The following is a 24,278-nucleotide window of genomic DNA, read 5'->3' on the forward strand; positions in this document are numbered from 1 at the left end:
TCTGCTAAATATTTATTATTGAAATTAAACTGGGTATATAGTTATTAGGATAATACATATGGAGGCACTCATGTTTAAGTACGAATTTATCGAAGTCCCTTTTGAAGGAGGCCTTAAGGCTGGAACAACAGTTACCTTTGAAAAATGCAAAGATCTTATAAATGAAAAGGCAAAGGATGGATGGGAACTCGTTCAAATTGTCCCAGTTACCAATGAAAAATGGTCGTCTTACTCTTTTATTAACTACACTATAGTTTTTAAAGTTGATGACTAAACTTAGTTTTTTTCTTAACTAAATTTTATAAAGTAAGAGGAGGGTCAATTTTTATGAATCATAAAAATTTCTCTGTTTTGCTCTTAAAAGAATCGAAAATTGAAGAAAGAAAAAATAAGGATAGGGCAAAAATTTTTGAACTGTCTCTGGTCTTAATAAGAGTGCAAGAAGATTTTTTTGATAATAAAAAATCTGAACTTTTAGCCTACTTCAACGAAAAACTAAAAGAATCACCATGGGAAAATTCTTATGAGGAACTGGTAAATAACAAGATTGTAAATATAATCGATTATTATGAAATACTAGATGATATCGAATTTAAGAACTTTACAGAAGTTTATAGCAAGTATATTATTGGAGATCTCAAGGACACTCCTCAGGATATTATAGAAAAATATCACTTGGATTGATATCTCTTTATTTAATTTATTCTTTAAAAGATAAAATTACAAACTTGCAAGGTGCAAACAAAAAAGGTTATGAATGGATAGGAAGCCTATCCTTTCATAACCTTTTTATATTTTTTACTCATCTTCTTTTGATAAGTCTATAAATCTTTTATTTTCATCTTCCACATTTTCTCTAGCTTCGTTTTCAGAATGATTTCCAGTTTCATTTTCGTTTTCAGCTGGCTTTTCTGATTCTTCTGAACTTTTAGAATCTCCTTGTGGCTGATTTTCTTCTTCTGACTTTTCTAGATTTTTAACATCTACATCGGTATTTTCATCGATTTTTTCTTCGCTTACTTCTTTATCTTTCTTTCCTTCAAGAATTTCCATGAACTCTTCTCCAGTTATGGTTTCTTCTTTTAGGAGGTAGGCTGCGATTTCGTGGAGTTTGTCGATGTTTTCTTTTAGAATTTCGATAGCTCTATAGTGGGCATCGGCTATGATTTTTGCTACCTTTTGGTCAATCTTGTTGCCTGTGCCGTCTGAGACAATCATGGCTCTTTGTCCACCAAGGTATCTTCCTTGGATCTGTTCTAACTGCATAAAGTCAAATTCATCGTCCATACCGTAGATTGTGACCATATTTCTTGCCATAGCTGTGGCTTTTTCTATATCATTTGAAGCACCAGTAGTCTTGGTGTTAAAGATTAGCTCTTCTGCTGCCCTACCACCTGCAAAAGTCACGATTTCGTCGATTAACTCTTGCTTGGTCATGATATATTTCTCGTCCTTGTCGACTGTCATAGTGTAACCTAAGGCCCCACCAGTTCTTGGAACTATGGTTATCTTTGTAACTGGGGTCTTGTGGGTTTGAATAGCTGCTACTAGGGCATGGCCAACCTCATGGTAGGCTATGATTTTCTTTTGGTCATCTGATATTACCGCATTTTTCTTTTGCATACCTGCTATTACTGTTTCGATTGATTCTTCTAGGTCCTCTTGGCTTAGTTTCTTTCTGCCTTCCCTTACAGCCCTCAAAGCACCTTCGTTTACGATATTAGCAAGGTCTGCACCAGATGTTCCTGCAGTCCTCTTGGCTATTTCTTCATAGTCTATATTTTCTTCTTTTTTAATCTTTTTGGCGTGGACTTTTAGGATATCCTCACGACCCTTTAGGTCTGGAAGTTCTACCTGGACTTGCCTATCAAACCTGCCTGGTCTGGTGAGGGCTGGGTCTAGGATTTCTGGCCTATTAGTTGCAGCAAGAAGAACAACTCCTTCTGCTGCATCAAAACCGTCCATTTCATTTAGTAATTGGTTTAGGGTTTGTTCACGCTCGTCATTACCAGAATATCCAGAAACGTCACGTTTTTTACCGATCGCGTCGATTTCGTCTATAAAGACTATACATGGGGCCTTTTCCTTGGCTTGTTTGAATAAATCTCTTACCTTAGAAGCTCCCATACCTACGAACATTTCCACAAATTCAGATCCTGAAATAGTGAAAAATGGTACTTTGGCTTCACCGGCAACAGCTTTTGCAAGAAGGGTCTTACCAGTTCCTGGAGGGCCTACAAGTAAAATTCCCTTTGGCACTCTTGCTCCGATTTCCTTGTACTTTCCTGGATTATGGAGGAAGTCAACAATCTCTGCCAAACTTTCCTTGGCTTCTTCTTGGCCTGCCACATCTTTAAAGCTCTTACCTGTTTCATTTTCCATATAAATCTTGGCATTCGATTTACCAAAATTCATAAAGTCGGCTCCACCTCTGCCACCCATGGTCTTTGATAGGGACCTAGATGCAAAGTAGAAAATACCGATTAGGAAAATAAAAGGCAACACACTTGTAAGGAAAAGTGACAAGTATGGATTCATTTTTGTTTCTATTTCCTTACCAAATCTCAATTTATCGTTGCGCTTTTGAGCCGCAAGCAGCCTTTCTGTAAGGTCTGTATCTTCCCAAAGACCAGTTTGGTAAGTCTTTTCAACTCCCTCAACCTTGGCCTTGAAAGTGTATTTTAAGTTATCCTTGCTAACTTCAGTAACCTGATCATTGTCAATCATCTCTACAAATTGGCTATAGGACACTTCCTTGGCGCCATCTTGGCTTGAAATAGGGCTGAATACATATGAAAATATGAAATAAATTATTATAGCACCTACCCAATAATAGAGTAAGGGCCTATTTTTTCTTGGTTTTTGATTCATATAAGTCTCCTTGATATATACTTATCAAGTAATAAGTCAAGTTCTTTTAATTCTTCTACTATGGTTTCTAAATTTACCTCTACAGCATCGTCTGGGAATTCTTTCCTTATCTTATTGAAATATTCTCCCAAGTCCTTGCTTGCTGTAATACCAGTCTTGGTCAACCTGACATTAACCACTCTTTCGTCTTCTTCGCTTCTTATCCTATCCACAAAGCCTTTTTTCTCAAGCTTCTTGCAGATGTTAGATATATTTCCACCTGTTACTCCTATGGCCTTACCAAGATTGCCTATAGATACGTCTTCATCGGATGAATACAGGGCTATTATTATCTTTAACTGTAAAGGTGTAAGGTCTAATTTATTGGCTGTGTCCTGAAGTAACAAATCTATTTTGTGTGATATTTCTCTAATCATAGAGAAAATAGTATTGTTAAATTCAAAAAAGTTTATGTGTTTATCTGGCATAGCCACCTCCTATTTACTATATTATTTTACATATCTTAAATTTAATTTCAATATAAATAGCTATATTTTACACATATTATATTTTTATCAATTGTTTTTAGATAGGTAACTAGCTGCACTCAAAGCTGCGACCTGGCCTTCGCCAACAGCTTTCATTATCTGATATGGCTTGCCTGTGATATCTCCAGCCGCAAAAAGTCCCTTGATTGATGTTGATAAGTCCCTTGCTACTTGAATGTGGTTTCCTTCCATTTTTATACCTGGCACCAATCTTTCTGGCTTGGACGAATCTTTTTCTATAAAAAAACCATCAGCTATTATCTCTTTGCCAGATTTAAAAATTAGTTTCTCGGCTCTTTTTTCACCATCAAAGCCAATAGGAATTTCTCCCTCAATCACTTCTATACCTGAATTTAGGGAAACTTCCTTGCCTGTCATGTTTACAAATACCAAACTTCCCACAATCTCTGAAGTGAAGTTTGCTTCACCTACTGCTTCGTCATTATATCCTATAACTACGACCTTCTTTCCCCTATAGAGGGCAGCATCGCAAGTTGCGCAATAATTTACTCCCTTAGCAAAAAACTTATCTTCATTAAGCAAGTCTTTTTTTAGTTCTATGCCTGTTGCCATTATCACAGACCTTGCTTCTAGCATTTCGCTTTCATTTTCGATTTCTATAGCGAAAAAATCTCCCATGGCATAAATAGTTTTGACCTTTCTGCTATCCCTTTTAATTTCAAAACCTTCTATGGAATTTTTGAAATTTTCATTCAGGTCAGAGCCTGTAATATCTTTAAAACCCAAATAATTAGCGATTTTCTTAGTTTTAACAAGTTTTTCGGAATCTTTTCCAAAAATTATTACCGACTTATTTCTTATTTTAGAATTTAAAGCGGCGCTAAGTCCTGCGGGACCTGCGCCGATTATTGCAATATCATAGGTCATTAGAGATATTTTGCCATTTCCTCTACAAGAGCTTCCTTAGGATGGAAGCCTATTAGGTTTCCTTTTAAAACTCCATCTTTAAATATTAGGAGAGATGGCACTGCATTTATATTATATTGGGCTGCAATCTCGTTTGACTCATCCACATCTACTGTATAAATGTTATAGTCAACTTCGCCTGCTAATTGGTCTAGGATTGGCGCTTGCATCTTGCATGGCCCACACCAAGTTGCAGAAAAATCTACTAGAGAGAGTCCTGTTCCGTTTTCTACCTTTTCTCTAAATTCAAATGTATCTAATTTTTGCATATATGCTCCTTAATTTTTTAATTGTCGCTTTGTTCTACTAGACCAGCTACATGATTAACTGGTAGTGAATATATTATACCCTTTCCTTGGCTTGCTAAATCCATCTGATCATAAATTTCTTGGCGAATTTTTTCGGCTAGGTCTTTTTTTACAAGCATAATTACCAAATCTTTTTCTGGTTCTATATTCATTGACAAAAATAACTTGCTTTTAACTGCCTCTCCTGACCCCCTGCCGTGGATAACTGTTGCACCCCTAGCACCATGGTCTTGGGCAATGTGGATGGCTTTTTGGCCTTGGTGTCTGTCGACAATTACATACAAACAAACATATTCCATTTTATTTTCTCCCTCTAATGATGTTGAAAAAGCCACAGCCGAATTAACTGCTGCTAGTTTTTCAGAAATTTCTTCTATTATCTTCTTTACAGATTCTTCTTCAATAAGAGCTGTAACTATTTCTTTTTTTGTCTTATCTATAGCAAGGGCATTTAGAATTTCACTTGGCGCCGAGCCTTCTCCATAAAAACAACCAATAGCTGTTGCCCCGTCGTCTTTGAGGATTTTCATAAACTTAGAGCCCTTACCCCTAGGTAGGATTATTCTTAATAATTGCATTATCTTGCCCCCTTATACAAATTGCCCATTATCATAATGGTTAAAACTGGCATCATGGCTACAAAGGATATTACTCCAAAACCATCGGCAATATTTCCAGCAACGCCCTGGCAGAAAGCTAGAATAAAAGTCGCAGTCATAGGCCCTGATGCAACTCCACCTGAGTCAAAGGCAATGCCCACAAAAATTTGATCAACCCTCCTAGAAAGGATAAGGGAAATCAAAAATCCTGGCACAATTAGCATCCAAAGAGCAAAACCTTCTATCCTTATCCTGAAAATCGCAAGCATTACTGCAAAGGCGACTCCTATTGAAAGGGCGGTTAGGATATTTTTCCTTGGAATTGAGCCACCGGTCACGTCTTCTACCTGTTCAGACAAAACAGCCACAGCTGGTTCTGCCAAGACAACAAGAAGTCCAAGGACAAAGCCAATCAGTGGCAAAAATTTACTATCAGCTAGACCTTCGCCCATAACTCTAGCGAGTTCCATAAATCCACCTTCAACGCTAGTTAGGAAAATAATTAGGCCGATATAGGTATAGATAAGACCCAGAGTAATTGACTTTAACTCATCTTTTTCTGTATTGAAATAAAGATGATTCATTATATAAAATACAAGGGCAATTGGCACTATGGCAAAGGTTGAGTTAATAAATCCTGACATAAGTGGGGTATGGGCTACTTCTTCTGCCACAATTTCTCCGCCTCCACCCTTAAATAGGCTCATCAATAAACCTGCGAGTATTGGTCCTGTTGAGGCAAGCCCTACTAAGCCAAAGGAATCATCTTCGCTCTTTTCTCCCTTAAGGTTTGCAACCCCAAGCCCCAAAGCTATTATAAAAGGAGTAGTCATAGCTCCTGTAGTAGCCCCTGAGGCATCGAAGGCTATGGCGTGGCCCATTTCTTCTGTAAAAATCATAAGAATAAATACCAATCCATAAATCACACACATCATAGTAGAAAGGCTTATATCCTTAAAAATCCTAAAAAGTCCAGCAGAAATCATAATTCCAACTCCAAGGGAAATAATCATTACAATAACCTGGGCAGGGATACCTATGGCAGATGTTACCTCACCTGCAAGTATTAAAAGGTCTGGCTCTGCGATTGAAATTGTAAAACCGATAAAAACTCCAAAAACAATTACCTTTATTAGCTTATCAAACCTTCCAAGAAATTCTCCCATCATAGATCCGATTTCAGATACAGAGATTTCTACACCTGTGAGAAAAACTCCAAGCCCCACGATTACCCCGACACATCCTAAAAAGAAATTGACTAGGAGTCCATTTTCAACCCCTACAAAAAAATTTAAAATTACTACTAAAATCGCAATGGGTATTACGGACTTGGACGTATTTTTTATTTCGTCTAAAAAATAACGCTCACCTTCTTCCTTAAAAAATTTCATAAAAAAAGAGCAACCAAAATGATTGCCCTTAAATATTTACTTATTTATTAGCTGCTTCAGCCGCTTCTCTAGCTCTTTCTGCTGCTTGCATGGCTGTGATGATAGCTATTTCATACACATCTTGAGCTGAACAACCTCTTGAAAGGTCGTTAACTGGTGCATTTAATCCTTGGAGTATTGGTCCTAGGGCCTTGTAACCACCAAGTCTTTGAGCTATCTTATAGCCGATGTTACCTGCTTGTAGGTCTGGGAAGATAAATACATTGCACTTGCCAGCTACATCAGATTCAGGAGCTTTATTTTTTGCTGTTTCTGGATCAATGGCTGCGTCGAATTGGATTTCACCAACTATTTTCATATCTGGATTTATATCCTTAGCAATAGCTGTTGCCCTGGCTACCTTAGTTGCAAGGTCGTGGTGAGCAGAGCCATGTGTTGAAAATGATAGCATAGCTACATATGGGTCAAGACCAAATGTTTTTGCTGTATGAGCTGTTTCTACTGCTACTTCTGCAAGCTCATCTGCTTCTAAGGTGATATTTACTGCTGTATCTGCAAATACTAATTGTTCACCGTTTGGTCCTAACATTACCATAACACCAGATACTCTCTTTCTACCTGGAATTGTTCTTATGATTTGTAGGGCAGGTCTAATTGTATCTGCTGTTGTATGGATAGCACCAGAAACAAGTCCGTCTGCATAACCAAGTTTTACTAGCATAACGCCAAAGTAGTTTAGGTCTCTCTTTAGGATAAATTCTGCTTCGTCCCTGTCGATTTTGCCTTTTCTAATTTCTGCAAAGGCATCAACCATTTCTTCAAAGTGTTCAAAAGTTTCTGGATTTAAAATTTTAATTGCAGAAATACTTTTTCCTAATTTATTTGCTGTTTTTTGGATTTCACCTTGGTCCCCTAAGACAAGTGGCTTAATAAGTCCCTCTTCTTGGTGCCTAATAGCTGCCTCTAATACTCTAGGGTCATTACCTTCTGGTAAGACTATGGTAAGGTTTTTTCCTTTTATTATGTTAATAGCTTCTTCTAGAATTCCAATTCTTGCCATTAAATCCTCCTTGTTTTTTAACTACTTTTATTATATTGTAAATCTCAATTAAAGCTAGCTTTATTTGCAAATTTTTATCTTTTTGCTTTATTAAGAGCCTTGGTCTCTGCTTCAGATAATTCACCCTTGCATGCCCCATTTACAATCTCTTTGAGGTAAACATTTGCTCCGTCATCTCCGTATAGACTTGTAAGGATAATTCCGTTATGGAAATTATCTAGCATACAAAGAGCAAAGGATAGTTCACGGCTCTGGCCTTCAAAGGCATCAAAATGAACAACAGCCATATTTGACACAGCTCCCATGGTTGTATCCTTAGCATCTGCTGCAGTTTTGTTTATATTTCTTAGCTCCTTGTGGGAGGATTCTATCTGATCATTTAAGTTGTTTAACAATTCTTCAATATTTACATCTGGGTCATTGCCCCTTAGTAAATGGTCATATCTTTGCTTTTGCCTACGTGTTCTGTCTTGAAGACTTTTTAACATCGCAAATTGCAAGATTACTATGAGGGCCAACAAGCCCAATCCTACATATATTCCAGTCAAGCTTTCCTTCTTTCTATAATATTCCTATTATTTTGATATAATCTATAAGCTTCATCTAAAACTTCCCCTATATTATACTTATAGTTTGTTTCATTTAAATTTGCCTTTAGGGTAGGCTCAGATGATTTTATTGAGTTGTAAATTAACTCATTAGCTATCTCTCCGTCAGCTAAGGTTGATGCCTTGCCGTACTTTAGAAAAAAACTTAATACTTCCAAAGCCTTAAGGGCAAGAGTATTTAACCTTATCTGGGGTTTTGACGCATCTACATAAAACTTCTCATCTATTGGTGCCTTCGTTTTATATTGGTCTATCAAAAGATTTGCATAGTAGATATCATCGTCAGCACACTTAGTCAACAAATCCGAGATTTCTTCCATGACCTTGCGATTTTCCTTCGCCTTTTCCTCAAAGTCTCCCCAATTATTTTTATCCATCATAAGACCTAAGTTTACTGCAAGATTTGCTGTCAGAATTACAATAGCGCCCCCACCTGGTTTGGCATGGACCTTTCGCGTTTCTTCTATGAGTTCTCCCACCCTTAGGTCATTAATCTTCATAAGAAATCCTGTCGTAAATTTTTTCTATATCTTCTATAGAATAACAATCTATAACCACTTTATAGGCATCCTTGGTTTTTTCTATGGCAACCTTGGTTGCTAGTTTATCCATGAATTTTTCTTCAAAATCATCAAATAAAAGACTGTCAAGGTTTGGAATTTTTTCTTCTTTTGGCTTATTATCGGACTTGCCTGTTAGGTCTATAAAATTTTTGCGAGGTGGGTTTTTATCTTCCCTCGAAATTTTCTCAACATCTCGAACTACAACTTTTTTATTTATATAATCATCAAGGGCCTTATCCCTTTTTTCTCCATCATCAAGAGACAAGAGGCTTCTAGCTTGTGATGGTGATATAGACCCGTCCCTTAGGGCTGCTTTTTCTTCCTCATTTAATTTTAATAGCCTAATGGTGTTTGCTATATAAGAGCGTGACTTACCCATTTTCTTAGCTATTTCCTCCTGGGTTAAGCCATAAGAATCAATTAGCTTTTTATAAGCTGTCGCTTCTTCTATGGCAGATAGGTCTTCTCTCTGGACATTTTCAATTAAGGATAGGACTTCAATATCTTTTTGCTCATAGGTTTTTACAATCGCATCAATTGTATCAGCCTGATTTAGAAGAGTCGCCCTATACCTTCTTTCACCTGCAAGGATTTCGTAGTAATCACCATTCTTTGTAACTGTAATAGGGTTTAAGAGGCCGTATTCTTTTATAGAATGGGCTAGGTCTTCAAGAGCCTTTGAATCAAAATCTTTTCTTGGTTGCCCTGGCCTTGGTTTTACTTTTTCTATAGGAAGGCTTGCCACTTTTGAAAAATCTACTTCATCAAATCCACGAATAGAGTCTTTTCTTTCTTCCTTTATATCCGGTATTAGGGAACTTAAACCCCTCCCTAAAGATCTTCTGTTGGTCATATCCCCTCCTATTTTATTAATTCTGATGCAAGGCTAATATAGGCCATAGCCCCTTGGCTTTTTGTATCATATTCTATCGCTGATTCTCCATGTGATGGAGCCTCTGCAAGTCTAACATTTCTAGGAATCATAGTCATAAACACCTTATCCTTAAAGAACTTTTTGACCTCTTCAACTACCTCATAAGCAAGCTTTGTCCTTTTGTCAAACATTGAAAGCAAAACGCCTTCTACATAGAGGTCCTTATTCAAACTTTCCTTTACAAGTTCGAAGGTATTCATTAATTCGCTAACACCTTCTAGAGCGTAGTATTCTGTTTGGATTGGGATAATAATTGAATCGCTCGCTACAAGAGCATTTATAGATAAGAGTCCCAAGGATGGTGGACAATCTATAAGGATAAAATCATAAGGTGCTTTTATTTCTTCAACTATTTCTTTAAGTTTTTGAGTTCTTTCTAGGGGATCAAGGTCAACTAGCTCAACTTCTAGACCTGACAAGGAGTTTTCAGAAGGGATTAAGTCTACACCGGACTTACTTCTTATAATGTATTGAGCAAGTCCCCCCCTATCATTTTCTTTAATTTTTTCTTCGGTTTTTTCTTCGATTTTTGCTTCTGAATCCTTTTTGCCAGTTAGATCAATAAACCTAGCTTTCTTTCCTTCATCAGCAACCTCTTTGTCCTCTTCCTTAGTTTCTTTACTTATTTCTTCATCATGGTTGGCTTCTTTATTTTGAACTTCTTCAGCCATAATATAGAAGAGGTCGTAAATAGAAGTATCAACTTTGTTTTTATCAATACCTAGTCCTGTTGTAGCGTTAGCTTGGGGATCCATATCAATTACTAAAACTTTTTTGTCTAAGTAGGAGAGAGCTACAGCCAAGTTCACAACCGTAGTAGTCTTGCCTACCCCTCCCTTTTGATTAAATACCGATATAGTCTTCATATTCACCTCTCACAATCAAAATACTCATATCTATCAGTTTATTTTTCACAACTCTTCTTACCTTGTTTCGGTCACCCTTGGCTTTAACTTTTCTAATATATTTCTTTCCTTTATATAGGACGCCAGCATAAGCAACTCCCAAATGAGCGTAGCCTGTTGTTGCTAGACACAAGTCAGAGCCCGTAGCCTTATGTAGTCCATCAAGCATTTCTCCTGCAACTTCCGGACTAACTACGTCATACTTTTCAATTGTTTCATATGAAACATTTAGCAACTTATGTTTTATTTCGTTCGCATAGGTGATGTAAGATTCTTTTAAAACATCGCTCGCGCCTGGAATATCTACTATAGAAGAAGCAACCAAGCCTCCTGTTATAGATTCTGCAGCCGAAACAAACTCGCCTTTCGCTCTTAGTTCATCTATTAAAACTTCTTCACGAGATTTATCTTCTGTAGTTAATAATAGGGGACCAAAAGTATTTTTCACTAAGTCAACGCCCTTTTTAAGCGAAGCTTCCAAGTGGTCTTTATTAGTTGAACTTGCAGTTACCCTCAACTCAACGCCAGTTGTTTTTGCATAGGGACTAATGGTTGGGTCTGAGCCAGATATGTCGATCCTTTTTGATATTTCCCACTCGCACAAGAGCGCAATCTTACAATTAACTGATTTTATCATAAGGTCGGTATGGATTCTTGGCACCACCTCTTCGTCAAACATATGACACATTTCATTTGGTGGCCCTGGCATCAAAATATATTTTGTCTTATCTCCAATTATGCAACCAGGGGCAGTGCCTTGGTTATTTTTTAAAATAGTAGCTGACTTAGGAAAGATCGCCTGCTTTTTGTTGACAGTCATCGCTTTCTTTTCGTCGTTGAAATATTTTTTTAATTCTTCATAAGAGTCATCATCTAGGACCATTTCATCCTCTAATCCCAGCACTCTTACTGCAGTTTCCTTTGTTAGGTCATCTTCTGTTGGCCCAAGCCCTCCACTTACAAATACATAATCATACTTTCCATTAGCTTCCTTGAGTGCTTGGTAAAGTCTTTCTGGATTGTCTCCAACAGTCACCATCTTATATAAATTTATGCCAAGGTCTTGTAGCCTTTCTGCAATAAATTTAGAATTTGTATCCAAAATTGAACCTAGTAGGATTTCTGTTCCTACCGAATAAATTATAGCTTTCATAAATCCACCTTAATGTTTCACACGAAACTTTTATACCTATATTTTACTCCCAATGTTGGTAAAATCTAATTTTGTGAAACAAAAAAACACCTAGGCTTTTTGCCTAAGTGTTATTAGTGAATATATTCCAATTATTAGAAATACTGTGTAGATACAAATTCCGATAGGACTCAAACCCTGATCCAAAAATGGAATCATGGCAATCATATTGTTAGTAGCGTGAACTATTATAGAAGCTTTAATAGATCTAGTTTTGTAATATACATAAGCTAGGACAAGACCTAAGAAGAAAGCGTTAGAGCTTTGTAAGATATTAAAGTGGTATATCCCAAAAACTAAAGCTGTTAAAAATATAGTGACTTTTAACGAAATCTCTTTTCTTAATTCCTCAAATAAAACTCCCCTGAAAAGTAATTCCTCGACTAAAGGAGCTCCTATTACTGTTACTATAAGTATAGCAATTCCGTCAACAAGTCCCTTTGCGTTAAAGACATTTTGTAAGAGGTCCATGGAACTTTTTAATATTTCTGTACCAGCAAATGCCTTGATAATTAAGTTAGTAAACAGTTGTCCAAAACCTATTGTACCAAGGCCAATGCCTACAAGGGTAAGAGGAGCCGTGATTTTTTCATCTGTTATATATCTCCTGTCATACTTAGTCCTAAAAGTTTTGTCACGTTTACTTATATAAAAGTATAAGATTGTAAGTTTTACAAGTTGACCAAAGAGAACTCCATAGATAACATAGCTAGACGCTTTTAATAAATCCCCATCTTTAATCTGAGCTATAATACCTGGTATACTCGCTCCTGTAATGACGTCTATAATAACATTTACAAGGAGAAAGCTAATCATAATAAAGATAGTTTTAATACTTTTCTTAAATTTTTCCATAAAATCTCCTTTGTTTCATATGAAACACTATAGGGGCTTTCTCTTTGGGAGATTTTGTCCCCTTGGATAAGTCTCTTTACAAGACCTAACTTTTTTTACAACAACATTGCACCTCTCATTACCTGCGAGGTCAAAGTGGTTTTTCTCAATTACTTCACCACCCAAAATTTCAAGTGCATTTGAAGCTTCCTTTACTTCTTCATCAGCCTTTGGTCCCTTTAGAGCTATAAAAAGACCTCCGACCTTAACAAGAGGCAGGCAGAGCTCTGAAAGAGTTGCCATATTTGCTACAGCTCGTGATACTACTACATCAAAGCCTTCTCTATGATCTTTTGCAAAATCTTCTGCCCTGGTGTGGATGGCTCTGGCATTGGTAAGTCCTAATTTTTCTATGACTTCATTCATGAAATTAACTTTTTTATTAACTGAATCTATCAAAGTTAAATCAAAATCTTTTTCAATTCTTAGTGGAATGCCTGGAAAACCAGCACCAGCACCCAGGTCCAAAACCTTATCGCCTTCTTTTATATAATCCAAAACTGTAAGGGAGTCCTTAAAGTGTTTTAAGTCAATTTCTGCCGGGTCTGTTATTGTGGTGAGGTTGGTATGGGAGTTTACTTCCAAGAGATAATCAGTATAAACTTTATATTTATCCATAAAGTTCTCCAGTCTTTAGCCTAATTAAAAGCACATTTATATCCGCAGGGCTTACTCCGGAAATCCTTGAAGCTTGACCAATGGAATCAGGTTTGATTTCATTTAGTTTTTCTGCTGATTCTTTTTTGAGGCCAGGAATTTTTGCATAATCAATATCATGACTTAGCTTTTTACTCTCAAGCTTTTTGAATTTCTCTATGTCCTTAAGTTGCTTTTTGATATAGCCCTCGTATTTTATTTCTGTTTGGACGCTCAAGCTTATATAAGAAGGAAGGTCTGATCTTTCCGGGTCAAAAATCACTGAGTTTTGGTATGTGATTTCTGGCCTTTTTATCAATTCATAAAGGGTTAGTCCATTGTTTAGTGGAGTTGACCCAAGCTCTTCTAGGGCCTTGTTGGTTTCATCCTTTGGTGTAAGCATGATATTCTTAAGTCTTTCTATTTCGCTTGTAATTTTCTCACGCTTATCTAGCATTTTTTGATAACGCTCATCTGTAACAAGTCCAATATCGTGACCTTTTTTTGAAAGTCTTTCGTCAGCGTTGTCCTGACGCATAGTTAGTCTATATTCACATCTTGATGTCATCATCCTGTATGGTTCATTTGTTCCTTCTGTAACGAGGTCATCAATCAAAACTCCTATATAGGCATCAGACCTATCTAGGATGAATTCTTCCTCGCCCTTGATTTTTAGGGCTGCATTTATACCTGCTATAAGACCTTGGCCAGCAGCTTCTTCATAACCAGATGACCCGTTAATCTGTCCTGCAAAGTATAAACCAGAGTAGGCTTTGCTTTCTAGTGTTCTTTTTAATTCTCTGGTATCAATCATGTCATACTCGATAGCATAGGCAGGTCTCATTATTTTTACATCTTCAAGGCCGATTATGGTCTTATAAAATTCCATCTGGACTTCTTGAGGTAGGGAAGATGACACGCCTTGGACATACATTTCCTTTGTTGATAAGCCTTCTGGTTCGATAAAGACTTGGTGGATATCTCTGTCAGGAAATCTCACCATCTTATCTTCGATAGATGGGCAATACCTTGGACCAATTCCCTTAATCTTGCCCCCATAAATTGGAGACCTATCTAAGTTATCCATGATGATTTGTTTGGTTTCTTCTGTTGTGTAGGTTAGGAAACAATCCTCTTGGTGCCTGTCAGAATAATCCTTGCCTTCATTTAGAAATGAAAATGGAATTACTTCCTTATCGCCTTCTTGAACGGTTGTTTTTTCATAATTTATTGAATCCCTGTGAACTCTGGCAGGTGTGCCTGTCTTAAACCTACGAATATTAAAGTCCATTTCTCTAAGGCTGTCTGTAAGAAAAGTTGCTGCAGAAAGGCCATGAGGACCACTTACCTTTTCGTAATCACCGATTAGGATTTTTCCATTTAGGTAGGTGCCAGTGCAAATTATGATAGCCTTGGTTTCATAGATTGCTCCTTGGACTGTTTCACATGAAACAATTTTTCCATCCTGGTAATTTATTTTGTCCACTTCTTGTTCAAAAAGATCAAGATTATCTTCTAAAACTTTTTTCATTTCATCGTGGTACTTTCTCTTGTCAGCCTGCACTCTAAGGGAATGGACAGCTGGGCCTTTTGATGTGTTAAGCATTCTTGATTGGATGAAGGTCTTGTCGATATTGATCGCCATTTCCCCACCAAGAGCATCTATTTCCCTAACTATGTGACCCTTGCCTGTGCCTCCAATGTTGGGATTGCAAGGCATGTCCGCGATTGACTCCATAGATGTAGTTAAAACTAAGGTCTTCATTCCTAACCTTGCAGCTGCAAGACCTGCTTCGCAACCAGCATGACCTGCACCAACAACAACTACATCGTAGCTTCCTGCTTGATATTTATTTTCCAACGCAAAACTCCTTAAATACTTTATCCATAATTTCTCCAGAAACACTCTCACCTATAATTAGGCCCAAATCTTCGTAGGCAGATGACAAATCAACCTCGCAGGCATCTATAGGAATGCCAGCCTCCATATCATTTAAAGATTGGTCTATCTTTTCCTTTGCTGACTTTAAAAGTCTTTCGTGTCTGGTATTTGTAATTAAAACCGATTCCCTCTTTATTTCCTTGGTATCAAAAATATCCCTGATTGTATCCTCAAGTTTTCTAATGCCCAGCTGATCAACCATGGAAGTTTTGATAATAGGAAGGTTGACATCAAAGATTTTCTCGTCAAATTTTCCTTCTAGGTCTGCCTTGTTCAAAATTATAAGGGCATTTTTACCCCTAATTAGGTCAAGGATTTTTTTATCTTCCTCATCAAAATCTCTAGACATATCGAAAATCGCAAGGATGAGGTCAGACTCATCAATAAGTTCGATTGATTTATCAACACCAATTTTTTCTACTAAGTCATCAGTATCTCTGATTCCTGCTGTATCGTTAATCTTTAGAGTAAAGTCGCCCAGGGAAATATACTCTGTGATGAGATCCCTAGTTGTGCCCGGTATATCAGTGACAATCGCCCTGTTTTCATCTAAAAGCACATTCAAAAGTGAAGACTTGCCCACGTTTGGTTTGCCAACGATTGTGGTATTAATCCCATCTTTTACAAGTTTTCCCTTATTTGATGTGCTAGCAAGGTCGTCAATTTTTGCCTTAGCAGTTTTAATGTAGGCTGTAATATCTGATACAGGTAGGTCTTCGCCATCTTCTGTAAAATTTATAGAATATTCCAGACGGGCAAGCCCCTCTTTTAAATCATTCCTAATTTCTCTAATTTTTTTGGTAAGCGAACCTTGGAGTTGACTTATACCTTGGCTGGCTGATAATTTATTGGTCGAATTGATTATATCAAGGACTGCTTCTGCTTGAGAAAGGTCAATCCTTCCATTTAGGAAGGCTCTTTTTGTAAATTCTCCCGGCTCAGCAAGGTCAGCACCCTTATCTAAAAGTAAATTCAAAATTTCCCTGACAGCTACAAAAGACCCATGACAATTAATCTCACATACGTCTTCCCTAGTATAGGTGGCAGGTGCCTTCATAAAGGCAACCATAACCTCATCTACAATTTCTCCGTCATCATCAACTATATGGCCATAACGTAGGTACCTGTTATCTTTATCAGGATCAATCGGCCTCTTATTAATCGGCTTAAATATTTCATTTATAATATCGAGAGTCAAATCTCCCGTCATTCTCACTATCGAAATCCCACCAGTGCCCGCTGGAGTTGAGATAGCTGCTATTGTCTTTGCCATAAATCCTCCTTATGCTTTTAGTGATTGTCCACTACTTTCACTAGTGGGTATTAACATAAAGATTATAGTGGAAATTAGCGTTTTGTCAACATAAAAGCTTGACTTATAGCCACTTCGAATTATTTTTGTAATTTTTTTAAAAAATAACTGCCTGCACAAAATTTTCAAAATTTAATTTTATTTATTTAATAAATGTGATATATTAGAAGTAATGAAGATTTATTGGAGGAATTATGAATTTATCATCACTATCTTCCCTACAATGGAACCTCATAGCTGGAGGTCTCGCTATATTCTTGTTTGGTATCAGCCTAATGGGCGATGCCCTAACAAATTTTGCAGGCCCAAAGATGCGAGGTTTAGTTGAAAAATACACTTCCAACCCTATCAAAGGGGTCCTCGTAGGAATAGTAATCACAGGACTTATCCAGTCCTCATCAGCAACCACAGTCATCGCCATCAGCTTTGTAAGAGCAGGTATCATGAGCCTAGAGCAGGCCATCGGAGTCACTCTCGGAGCCAACATAGGTACAACTGTAACATCAATCCTTATCGGTTTTAACCTTGGATATTTTTCATATTTTATCGCCCTAATTGGTGTTTTAGTATTTATGTTCTCTGCTAAAAGGAAAAACAAATACATAGGTGAAATTTTTATAGGTTTCGGTCTATTATTTATCGGTCTTGAAATGATGGGAGCATCCCTTGAAGAACTAAAAAATATACCAGGCTTTGAAGAAGTAGTAGCAAATGTTGGTCAAAAGCCAGTCTTAGGTGTTCTAATAGGTACAGTCCTCACAGCTTTACTCCAATCATCATCTGCCTTTATCGGTATTACCCAATCCCTTTTCGCAACAGGAGCCATCAAGCTAAACGTAGCCCTTGCCCTAATGTTCGGTGCAAATATAGGTACTTGTATTACAGCCATCCTCGCAAGTCTTGGAGGAAGCTTGTCAGCAAAAAGAACATCCCTCTTCCACATCCTATTTAACGTATCAATATCCATTGTATTCCTAGCAATCCTAGGTCCTTACCAAAAATTGGTAGAATTTATTGCAGGAGCAATTGAAGCCAACAAGCTCATGACCATAGCAGTAGGACACTTTACCTTTAACTTTGTAGGAATGATACTCTTCCTACCATTCATAAAACTAGTCGCAAGAATCTTAAGAAAGATTATCCCAGGCAAGGATTCAATCCTAACTGATCTTGGCAACATAGAGCTAGATGATAAGTTAATATCAACCTTCCCAGCTGCAGCCCTATCACAAACAAAAACAGCAATTATCCAAGAATCAGTAGTAGCCCTTGAAAATATCAAGGCAACCAAATCCTACCTAAACACCAAGGATAAAAAATATTATGACACAGCCAAGGAAGCAGAATCAATGGTAAACGACATGGATACCAAAATCCAAGCCTACCTACTAACACTTGCCCAAAGCCAATCTCCACCAGACATAGAAAGAGATATGCAAACCTACTTGCAAGTACAAATCAACGTCGAAAGAATTTCAGACCTATCTGAAAATTTAGCAGACTATTACCACGAAATATACGAGTCAGGTACAGGCTATGGGGAAGAGGCTCTAGCTGACCTAAACGACATCTGCGACCTCGTCATAAACAACATAGCAATGGCAGTAGAAGTCTTCGAAGAAGAAGATGTAGCCAAATACAACAAGCTAAGCGAAGACGAGGCAGCCCTCGACCTAATGGAAGTAAAATTAAGAAAGAGTCACTATAGAAGACTTAGGAAGGGCCTAGACATGACAACCATGGCATCCTACGTCTACAACGACATCCTATCAACTATGGAAAGAATCGGTGACCACGCCTTCAACATCGCAAGAATCACAGTAGACCCAGTAAAAACCCACACCGGCTACCACATCGAAGGCGAAGAAAATATGGAACTTTTCTAATAATTTAAAGATGCTGAAAAAAACAGCATCTTTTTTAATACAAAAAAAGAATTTAGCTCGCCTAAAGCTTGCTAAATTCTTTTTAATAAACAATTATTTATCCTATCAAGTTCGGTAAGAATAGTACTATAGCTGGAACATAGGTGATAAGTATGAGTACAACAAGGATGGCTAAAATAAATGGCCAAACTTCTTTTATAAATTCCTCGATACTACACCTTGTGATGCCACACACAGTAAACATCATAGAACCGAATGGAGGTGTTATACCACCAACCATTATGTTAACTATAACTACTAAACCAAAGTGTAAAGGATCAACACCAAGTTGGGTTACGAGTGGTACTAGAAGTGGTGCTGTAATAACCATCGCTGCTCCACCTTCTATAAACATGCCCAATACCAACAAAATTATGTTACAAATCATAAGCATTATATACTTATTTGTTGTTATTCCTAATAGGAGGGTTGTAAGTTTTTGTGGTATTTGCTCCCAGGATAGGTAATATCCGAATACATTAGCTGCAACTATTATTAAGACAACTGAACCAGTTCCATAAATTGTTTCCTTAAAAATATTTATGAAATCGCTAGGTTTTAATCTCTTGTAGATAAAGAATCCAACTACTGTTGAATACAATATTGCTACAGCACCTGCTTCTGATGGAGTTACCATACCGATTCTAATACTAGCGATGATACCAAAAGGAAAGAGGAGTGCCCAAAATGATTTAAAGGCTTGGATCAAAACTTCATAGGCTGTCGCTCTTTTTTCTCTGGTTGGTTGGTAGTCTCTCTTGTTGGCTATAATTGCAACAACTACCATCATAGATCCTGCCATCAAAAGTCCTGGTATATAACCAGCTATAAACATTTTGTTAACGCTAACTGAAGCGATGATACCATATATAATTAGGTTTATTCCTGGAGGAATAACAGGGGTTACTGCAGAAGATGCAGCTGTGATAGCTGAAGAAAAAGCATTAGAATATCCTTTTTTGACCATCTCTGGCACTAACATCTTTGATTGCATAGCTGCATCAGCATTAGCTGATCCTGAAACCCCGCCCATAAGTAAGGATAGAACTACATTAACATGGCCAAGTCCTCCCTTTAGGTGACCTGTAAGTACATCAGCAAAATCCATTAACTTTTCACTGATTCCCGAATAATTCATTATGGAGCCAGCCATTATGAAAAAGGGGATAGCCAAAAGCGAAAAATTCTGCGTAGATGTTATGAATTTTTGAAAAACCAAAACAGGACTTGTACCCTTGTCTATAACAAAAAAGTAGAACAAGGTTGATGCAAATAAGCAAAATACTATTGGAACATTCAAAAAATAAAGTACAAAAACTAAAATTATAGGCAAAATAGAAAGGAATTCTCTACTCATCACTTTTACCTCCTAATTTCTTTATATCATCAAATAAAAATATAAAAGCCCTTATTAGCATGAAGGTAAAACCCACTATTATTGATGATGATATGTATGCAGATGATACTCCAAGAACAGGTGTAGGTTTAGTATAAGATGTTTTAACATAAAGAACGCTAAACACAGTTATGAAGCCTATAACAATCAAAACTACTAAATCTATTAACACATTGGCAATTGCTCTATTCCTGCCACTTAATTTGCTAACTATAATATCTATGCCTATATGTTGGCCTTTTTTGAAAGCTGCTGCAGCACCTATAAATACTGACCAAACAAAAAATCCAGTCGCAACTTCTTCAGACCAAAATATACCCGTCTTCAAAAAATATCTAGAAATAATATTTGCCACTACCAAGACGGTAGTGCCCATTAGAAACAACGAAGCTATTATCTCTTCGAAGTTATCAAGTAATTTTTTTCCCATAAAAATCTCCTAAAATAATAAATAGGCCGAAGCCTATTTATTATTTCATTTTTTCAATTTCAGCTAATAATTTATCTAATATACCATCAGATATTCCTTCCATCTTGTCATAAACTGGCATACAAGCTTTTTGGAAGGCTTCATAATCAACATCATTAAATTTAATGCCGTGATCATCTTCAAGGGCTTTCTTTTGAGATTCGTAGTTGTTTTTAACCTTTTCTGTCATCTCTTCACCGTTTTTAGTAAACTCTTCAACTATAATGTCTTGATATTCTTTTGGAATAGAATCAAAGACATCTTTGTTTATATAGATACCACAAACACCTAAGAAATGTCTAGTAAGGGCAACGTTTTTAACAACTTCAGCACTACCATTAGCTCCCATAGCATCAACTGTACCTTCAAGACCGTCTACTGCTTTTTGTCCTACAGCAGATATTGTTTCTGAAAATGCCATTGGTGTAGCAGTAGCTCCCATAGCGTTGATTGTATCTATAAAGATTTGAGAACCTGGAACTCTAATCTTCATTCCTTTTAAGTCTTCAGGTTTTTCTATTACCTTATTTGTCATTAGGTTTCTAAAACCAAAGGTGTAGTTTAATGAAAGAACCTTAATTTTGTGTTCATCTTCTAGTTTTTGAATCATACCCTTAACTAGGTCTGTTTGAGTCATTTTTGTATATTGGTCAATGTCTTTATAAAGGAATGGTCCAACTAGGGCTTTGAAATCTGGTACGTAGTCACCTAAATATGATGGATCTTCTACTGATATGAAGTCTGCTCCATTAGCTACTTGTTCAAGTCCATCTTTATAAGTTGGTAATTGGCCTTGAGGATATGTTTGAATCTCTACAGCGCCATTTGTTCTCTCTGTAATAGCTTTTGCTGCTTTATCAGTAGATATTGTTAATTGTTCACCAGGTGCGAAAACGTGAGATAGTTTTAAAACTATTTTAAAATCATCTTTCTTTTCATCTTTTGCTGTATCTTTATCTTCTTTGCTTTCTACTTTTGTTTCTTCTTTGGCATCTTTGCCTTCTTTATTATCCTTGCCACCACATGCGCTAAATGCAAATACGCTTGCTAGTAAAAGTGCTGTTGCTAAAATTCTTTTTTTCATCATAATCTCCTTGAATTATTTTAGTTTTTTAATTAGATCTGGATAATCAGTTATAAGTCCGTCAACACCTAGGTCCTTTGCCTCTTGGAAATCAAAATCTTCCTTGCCAAACCAAACGTTTACCTTAACATTATTGTCCTGGCATTTTTTGATATCCTCGATAGTTACAGTTTGAACCATTGGATGGAAATATTCTATCTTATTTTTTCCTACATAGTTCCAAGGTTCAATCAAAACAGACTCTGTTAATAAGGCACATTTTAAATTTGGCTTAAGTTCTTTCACCTTCAATATACTTTGATGGTTGAATGATGAGATTATTATATAATCCTCTAAGTCAAATTCATCGATAAGCTCGCAAACTTTTTCTTCGAGATTCTCGTATCTGAAAATACTATTTTTAAGTTCGATATTTGTAAGAATTTTCTTGTCTTTTACAAATTCAAAATATTCCCTTAAAGTAGGTACTTTTTCAACTACGCCCTCATAATCTTTGGCAGCATTTAATTGTCTAAGCTCTGCAAAAGTTAAATCTTTTATGTATGCATCTTTACCGGTAGTTCTAAGGGTATTTTCATCATGCATGATTACGATTTCATTATCTTTTGTAAGATGGACATCGAACTCAATTCCATCGGCCCCTTCTTCATATGCTTTTACAAATGCAAGCATAGTGTTCTCGGGATACTTAGACTTAAAGCCCCTATGAGCAAAATTTAACATTAACCCTCCTTGTTTATTCCCAATTTACAAAAAATTTTAGAAATAAAAAAGTACAGACCTATAGCCTAATACTTTTCTCTCTCTAATCTCTATTGTATTCAGTTTATTTAATTATAATATATATACAAGCAATTGTCAAAACTTTTTACAATCCTTTTCCTAAATTTTTTCCACCATATCCTTAACAGAAGAAAAAATATAATCAGCCTTAACATCACTCTTTTTATAATCTTCTAAACTTGTTTCTCCTGATAGGACCAAAACAGACTTAATACCTGACTTATATCCCATAGCTATGTCAGTATAAAGCCTATCACCTACCATAATAAGATCGTCTTTCTTAAAGGCATAGGCTCCTATCAAGGCCTCAATCATTTTATCCTCAGGCTTGCCTATAACAATTGGTCTCCTGCCAACACAAGCAAATAAAAGTTCGATAATAGAGCCAGCATCCGGCATAATCCTACCACCTTCTAGTGGGCAAACAAAATCTGGATGAGTGGCATAATAATCATATCCGTCTTGGAGATAATCACAGGCTATCCAAAGTTTTTCATAATTAAGCTCTGTATCAAAACTGACCAAAACAGCGTCTATATCTTGGTTACGCTCATCAACAATCTCAAAACCAGCATCCAGCAGTTGGTTTCTTAGAGAAGTGTTACCCACCAAAAATAGCCTCTTCTTGCCTAGCTTGCTAAGGTAAGAAATACTGGCATCAGCAGACGTAAACACATCATCCTTACCAGCCCTTATCCCCAAAGCCTCAAGTTTTTTCACATAGGTAGACTTATCTTTTGATGCATTATTAGTCAAAAAAATATATCTCTTACCCTCAGAAATAATTTTATCTAAAAATTCCTTCGCTCCGTCAATAAGCACATTTCCCAAATAAATAGTGCCATCCATATCCAACAAAAAAACTGACTTATCAATAGTATTCTCCATAATACCTCCCGTTTATTTATAAGATAACCTATCCATAATTATAAATCGATACTAACACAGATAAAATTTAAAGTCAATCATAGGAAAATGTTTTGACATATTTATCCTAATATAATATAATGAATAAAAATAAATAAATTAGAGACTAGAGAATAGGTACTTATTTGTACACCCCTGTTCTCTAGTTTTTTATTTAAGGAGGAATTATGAATATATTAGATAGCTTCAACCTAAATCTCTTATTAAGGATAGCCCTATCAGTATTGGCAGGATTCATAATAGGATCAGAAAGAGAGACCAAAAACAAATCAGCAGGAGTAAGAACCCACACCATTGTCTGCCTTGGTGCTTGTATAGCAATGATAATATCAAAATACGGTTTCTACGATGTAAAAAACTACGACGCAGCAAGAGTTGCTGCGCAAATAGTATCAGGCGTAGGCTTCCTCGGCGCAGGAGTCATCTTTGTAAAAAACTACGGCGTCACAGGCCTAACAACAGCAGCAGGAATGTGGACAACATCAATAGTAGGCATGGCATTTGGAGCGGGTATGTATTTCGTAGGCATAGTAGCAGCAGCATTTATAGTAATATTTCAAACCTTTATGTTTAGTGGTGAAATCTTCAAAAGACATGACCAATACACAGCCATCATAGAATCAAGAAACTCCAACATCATAGGCAGAATCGACACCTATATAGAACAAAACCACCTAATCAAAAAAGCCTACAACCTAAGATTCAAAGACCAAAAATACATACTAAACTTCCTAATCTACCCAAAAGACGCAGAAGAACTAAACGAATTCATAGCCTTCCTAGAAAGCGACCTCCACGTTGAGAAGTTTGATATATTTTAAAAAAAATCCCTCCTGGAAGATGCAAAAGGTGATGTTGCAGAATAGTTAAAACTATTCTGCTCATCACTTTTTTCTTGGATATTTGTATCAAGCTATTTAATTCCTCATTTTAACATTTTTTTCTTAGGCAGCTTTGTATTTTATGATTTCTAAGTTCCTATTTTTAATTTTTGAAGCTAATTTATTTAAGTTTAGTGCCATTGA

General features: G+C 36.6%; 25 protein-coding genes. 4 read left to right on the forward strand and 21 right to left on the reverse strand.

Annotation, left to right across the window (positions count from 1 at the left end; all coding sequences use genetic code 11):
• Positions 1–70: 70 nt before the first annotated feature.
• Together HMPREF1630_RS00730 and HMPREF1630_RS00735 are read left to right on the forward strand one after the other, a co-directional pair.
• Positions 71–274 carry a DUF4177 domain-containing protein gene (locus tag HMPREF1630_RS00730; protein WP_037326111.1) on the forward strand — a complete coding sequence of 68 codons (204 nt, stop codon included), beginning with the start codon at positions 71–73 and terminating at the stop codon, positions 272–274.
• A 53-nt stretch (positions 275–327) separates the two neighbouring features.
• Positions 328–684: a hypothetical protein gene (locus HMPREF1630_RS00735; protein WP_037326112.1), complete on the forward strand. Its 357-nt coding sequence runs from the start codon at positions 328–330 to the stop codon at positions 682–684.
• A gap of 114 nt (positions 685–798) precedes the next feature.
• On the opposite strand, the gene ftsH is transcribed toward HMPREF1630_RS00735, so the two are convergent.
• From ftsH to mnmE, 16 genes are all read right to left on the reverse strand, one after another.
• Positions 799–2,871, reverse strand: a complete 2,073-nt coding sequence (ftsH, locus tag HMPREF1630_RS00740) for an ATP-dependent zinc metalloprotease FtsH (protein WP_037326115.1) — start codon at positions 2,869–2,871, stop codon at positions 799–801.
• Positions 2,868–3,338, reverse strand: coding sequence for a MarR family winged helix-turn-helix transcriptional regulator (locus HMPREF1630_RS00745; RefSeq protein ID WP_037326117.1), 471 nt, complete (start codon positions 3,336–3,338; stop codon positions 2,868–2,870). The genes ftsH and HMPREF1630_RS00745 overlap by 4 nt, the downstream gene beginning before the upstream one ends.
• Before the next feature lie 87 nt (positions 3,339–3,425).
• Positions 3,426–4,286, reverse strand: a complete 861-nt coding sequence (locus HMPREF1630_RS00750) for an NAD(P)/FAD-dependent oxidoreductase (RefSeq protein ID WP_004827198.1) — start codon at positions 4,284–4,286, stop codon at positions 3,426–3,428.
• A complete protein-coding gene (locus HMPREF1630_RS00755) occupies positions 4,286–4,594 on the reverse strand; it encodes a thioredoxin family protein (RefSeq protein WP_004827199.1) in 309 nt (102 codons plus the stop codon). Before HMPREF1630_RS00755 ends, HMPREF1630_RS00750 begins: the two co-directional genes overlap by 1 nt.
• A gap of 17 nt (positions 4,595–4,611) precedes the next feature.
• Entirely contained in the window at positions 4,612–5,211 is a 600-nt protein-coding gene (locus HMPREF1630_RS00760; RefSeq protein ID WP_037326119.1) for a P-II family nitrogen regulator, read from the reverse strand.
• A complete protein-coding gene (locus HMPREF1630_RS00765) occupies positions 5,211–6,623 on the reverse strand; it encodes a DUF1538 domain-containing protein (protein WP_037326120.1) in 1,413 nt (470 codons plus the stop codon). Before HMPREF1630_RS00765 ends, HMPREF1630_RS00760 begins: the two co-directional genes overlap by 1 nt.
• Before the next feature lie 40 nt (positions 6,624–6,663).
• On the reverse strand, positions 6,664–7,683 hold the full coding sequence (pta, locus tag HMPREF1630_RS00770) for a phosphate acetyltransferase (RefSeq protein WP_037326122.1): 1,020 nt from the start codon (positions 7,681–7,683) through the stop codon (positions 6,664–6,666).
• A 74-nt stretch (positions 7,684–7,757) separates the two neighbouring features.
• Entirely contained in the window at positions 7,758–8,231 is a 474-nt protein-coding gene (locus HMPREF1630_RS00775) for a DUF4446 family protein (RefSeq protein ID WP_004827203.1), read from the reverse strand.
• Positions 8,228–8,791, reverse strand: coding sequence for a cyclodeaminase/cyclohydrolase family protein (locus tag HMPREF1630_RS00780; protein ID WP_037326127.1), 564 nt, complete (start codon positions 8,789–8,791; stop codon positions 8,228–8,230). Before HMPREF1630_RS00780 ends, HMPREF1630_RS00775 begins: the two co-directional genes overlap by 4 nt.
• Complete coding sequence (locus HMPREF1630_RS00785) at positions 8,781–9,707, reverse strand: ParB/RepB/Spo0J family partition protein (protein ID WP_004827205.1); 927 nt, start codon at positions 9,705–9,707, stop codon at positions 8,781–8,783. Before HMPREF1630_RS00785 ends, HMPREF1630_RS00780 begins: the two co-directional genes overlap by 11 nt.
• An 8-nt stretch (positions 9,708–9,715) precedes the next feature.
• Entirely contained in the window at positions 9,716–10,654 is a 939-nt protein-coding gene (locus HMPREF1630_RS00790; RefSeq protein WP_037326132.1) for a ParA family protein, read from the reverse strand.
• Positions 10,632–11,846 (reverse strand): CinA family nicotinamide mononucleotide deamidase-related protein, encoded by a 1,215-nt coding sequence (locus tag HMPREF1630_RS00795; RefSeq protein WP_037326134.1) that lies wholly within the window; start codon positions 11,844–11,846, stop codon positions 10,632–10,634. Before HMPREF1630_RS00795 ends, HMPREF1630_RS00790 begins: the two co-directional genes overlap by 23 nt.
• Before the next feature lie 90 nt (positions 11,847–11,936).
• Positions 11,937–12,740 carry a CPBP family intramembrane glutamic endopeptidase gene (locus tag HMPREF1630_RS00800; protein WP_037326137.1) on the reverse strand — a complete coding sequence of 268 codons (804 nt, stop codon included), beginning with the start codon at positions 12,738–12,740 and terminating at the stop codon, positions 11,937–11,939.
• 27 nt (positions 12,741–12,767) lie between these two features.
• Positions 12,768–13,397: a 16S rRNA (guanine(527)-N(7))-methyltransferase RsmG gene (gene rsmG / locus HMPREF1630_RS00805; RefSeq protein ID WP_037326140.1), complete on the reverse strand. Its 630-nt coding sequence runs from the start codon at positions 13,395–13,397 to the stop codon at positions 12,768–12,770.
• A complete protein-coding gene (mnmG, locus tag HMPREF1630_RS00810) occupies positions 13,390–15,276 on the reverse strand; it encodes a tRNA uridine-5-carboxymethylaminomethyl(34) synthesis enzyme MnmG (protein ID WP_037326142.1) in 1,887 nt (628 codons plus the stop codon). The genes rsmG and mnmG overlap by 8 nt, the downstream gene beginning before the upstream one ends.
• Positions 15,266–16,630: a tRNA uridine-5-carboxymethylaminomethyl(34) synthesis GTPase MnmE gene (gene mnmE, locus HMPREF1630_RS00815; RefSeq protein ID WP_037326145.1), complete on the reverse strand. Its 1,365-nt coding sequence runs from the start codon at positions 16,628–16,630 to the stop codon at positions 15,266–15,268. Before mnmE ends, mnmG begins: the two co-directional genes overlap by 11 nt.
• Before the next feature lie 233 nt (positions 16,631–16,863).
• Here mnmE and HMPREF1630_RS00820 point away from each other — a divergent pair, with 233 nt between their 5' ends.
• Positions 16,864–18,555 carry a Na/Pi cotransporter family protein gene (locus HMPREF1630_RS00820; RefSeq protein WP_037326148.1) on the forward strand — a complete coding sequence of 564 codons (1,692 nt, stop codon included), beginning with the start codon at positions 16,864–16,866 and terminating at the stop codon, positions 18,553–18,555.
• 97 nt (positions 18,556–18,652) lie between these two features.
• On the opposite strand, the gene HMPREF1630_RS00825 is transcribed toward HMPREF1630_RS00820, so the two are convergent.
• The 5 genes from HMPREF1630_RS00825 to HMPREF1630_RS00845 all read right to left on the reverse strand — a co-directional run bounded on the left by HMPREF1630_RS00825 (position 18,653) and on the right by HMPREF1630_RS00845 (position 23,214).
• Positions 18,653–19,951, reverse strand: coding sequence for a TRAP transporter large permease (locus tag HMPREF1630_RS00825; protein ID WP_037326150.1), 1,299 nt, complete (start codon positions 19,949–19,951; stop codon positions 18,653–18,655).
• Positions 19,944–20,420, reverse strand: coding sequence for a TRAP transporter small permease (locus HMPREF1630_RS00830; protein ID WP_004827214.1), 477 nt, complete (start codon positions 20,418–20,420; stop codon positions 19,944–19,946). The genes HMPREF1630_RS00825 and HMPREF1630_RS00830 overlap by 8 nt, the downstream gene beginning before the upstream one ends.
• A gap of 40 nt (positions 20,421–20,460) precedes the next feature.
• A complete protein-coding gene (locus HMPREF1630_RS00835; RefSeq protein ID WP_231549495.1) occupies positions 20,461–21,543 on the reverse strand; it encodes a C4-dicarboxylate TRAP transporter substrate-binding protein in 1,083 nt (360 codons plus the stop codon).
• A 15-nt stretch (positions 21,544–21,558) separates the two neighbouring features.
• Positions 21,559–22,266: a glycerophosphodiester phosphodiesterase gene (locus HMPREF1630_RS00840; protein WP_037326153.1), complete on the reverse strand. Its 708-nt coding sequence runs from the start codon at positions 22,264–22,266 to the stop codon at positions 21,559–21,561.
• A 159-nt stretch (positions 22,267–22,425) separates the two neighbouring features.
• Positions 22,426–23,214: an HAD-IIA family hydrolase gene (locus HMPREF1630_RS00845; RefSeq protein ID WP_037326155.1), complete on the reverse strand. Its 789-nt coding sequence runs from the start codon at positions 23,212–23,214 to the stop codon at positions 22,426–22,428.
• Between the two features lie 206 nt (positions 23,215–23,420).
• Between HMPREF1630_RS00845 and HMPREF1630_RS00850 the strand changes: the two genes are divergently transcribed.
• On the forward strand, positions 23,421–24,074 hold the full coding sequence (locus HMPREF1630_RS00850; protein WP_004827218.1) for an MgtC/SapB family protein: 654 nt from the start codon (positions 23,421–23,423) through the stop codon (positions 24,072–24,074).
• Positions 24,075–24,278: the final 204 nt, after the last annotated feature.

Source organism: Anaerococcus lactolyticus S7-1-13 (genome assembly GCF_000758765.1).
Taxonomy (GTDB): domain Bacteria; phylum Bacillota; class Clostridia; order Tissierellales; family Peptoniphilaceae; genus Anaerococcus; species Anaerococcus lactolyticus.

Coding starts and splice junctions, on each gene's coding strand:
- HMPREF1630_RS00745 (WP_037326117.1), bottom strand. CDS start 3,338: ATGCCAGATAAACACATAAACTTTTTTGAATTTAACAATACTATTTTC.
- rsmG (WP_037326140.1), bottom strand. CDS start 13,397: ATGGATAAATATAAAGTTTATACTGATTATCTCTTGGAAGTAAACTCC.
- HMPREF1630_RS00835 (WP_231549495.1), bottom strand. CDS start 21,543: ATGAAAAAAAGAATTTTAGCAACAGCACTTTTACTAGCAAGCGTATTT.
- HMPREF1630_RS00830 (WP_004827214.1), bottom strand. CDS start 20,420: ATGGGAAAAAAATTACTTGATAACTTCGAAGAGATAATAGCTTCGTTG.
- HMPREF1630_RS00755 (WP_004827199.1), bottom strand. CDS start 4,594: ATGCAAAAATTAGATACATTTGAATTTAGAGAAAAGGTAGAAAACGGA.
- HMPREF1630_RS00790 (WP_037326132.1), bottom strand. CDS start 10,654: ATGAAGACTATATCGGTATTTAATCAAAAGGGAGGGGTAGGCAAGACT.
- mnmE (WP_037326145.1), bottom strand. CDS start 16,630: ATGGCAAAGACAATAGCAGCTATCTCAACTCCAGCGGGCACTGGTGGG.
- HMPREF1630_RS00800 (WP_037326137.1), bottom strand. CDS start 12,740: ATGGAAAAATTTAAGAAAAGTATTAAAACTATCTTTATTATGATTAGC.
- HMPREF1630_RS00845 (WP_037326155.1), bottom strand. CDS start 23,214: ATGGAGAATACTATTGATAAGTCAGTTTTTTTGTTGGATATGGATGGC.
- HMPREF1630_RS00795 (WP_037326134.1), bottom strand. CDS start 11,846: ATGAAAGCTATAATTTATTCGGTAGGAACAGAAATCCTACTAGGTTCA.
- HMPREF1630_RS00850 (WP_004827218.1), top strand. CDS start 23,421: ATGAATATATTAGATAGCTTCAACCTAAATCTCTTATTAAGGATAGCC.
- HMPREF1630_RS00825 (WP_037326150.1), bottom strand. CDS start 19,951: ATGAGTAGAGAATTCCTTTCTATTTTGCCTATAATTTTAGTTTTTGTA.
- HMPREF1630_RS00820 (WP_037326148.1), top strand. CDS start 16,864: ATGAATTTATCATCACTATCTTCCCTACAATGGAACCTCATAGCTGGA.
- HMPREF1630_RS00765 (WP_037326120.1), bottom strand. CDS start 6,623: ATGAAATTTTTTAAGGAAGAAGGTGAGCGTTATTTTTTAGACGAAATA.
- ftsH (WP_037326115.1), bottom strand. CDS start 2,871: ATGAATCAAAAACCAAGAAAAAATAGGCCCTTACTCTATTATTGGGTA.
- HMPREF1630_RS00780 (WP_037326127.1), bottom strand. CDS start 8,791: ATGAAGATTAATGACCTAAGGGTGGGAGAACTCATAGAAGAAACGCGA.
- pta (WP_037326122.1), bottom strand. CDS start 7,683: ATGGCAAGAATTGGAATTCTAGAAGAAGCTATTAACATAATAAAAGGA.
- HMPREF1630_RS00840 (WP_037326153.1), bottom strand. CDS start 22,266: ATGTTAAATTTTGCTCATAGGGGCTTTAAGTCTAAGTATCCCGAGAAC.
- HMPREF1630_RS00735 (WP_037326112.1), top strand. CDS start 328: ATGAATCATAAAAATTTCTCTGTTTTGCTCTTAAAAGAATCGAAAATT.
- HMPREF1630_RS00785 (WP_004827205.1), bottom strand. CDS start 9,707: ATGACCAACAGAAGATCTTTAGGGAGGGGTTTAAGTTCCCTAATACCG.
- HMPREF1630_RS00750 (WP_004827198.1), bottom strand. CDS start 4,286: ATGACCTATGATATTGCAATAATCGGCGCAGGTCCCGCAGGACTTAGC.
- HMPREF1630_RS00760 (WP_037326119.1), bottom strand. CDS start 5,211: ATGCAATTATTAAGAATAATCCTACCTAGGGGTAAGGGCTCTAAGTTT.
- HMPREF1630_RS00730 (WP_037326111.1), top strand. CDS start 71: ATGTTTAAGTACGAATTTATCGAAGTCCCTTTTGAAGGAGGCCTTAAG.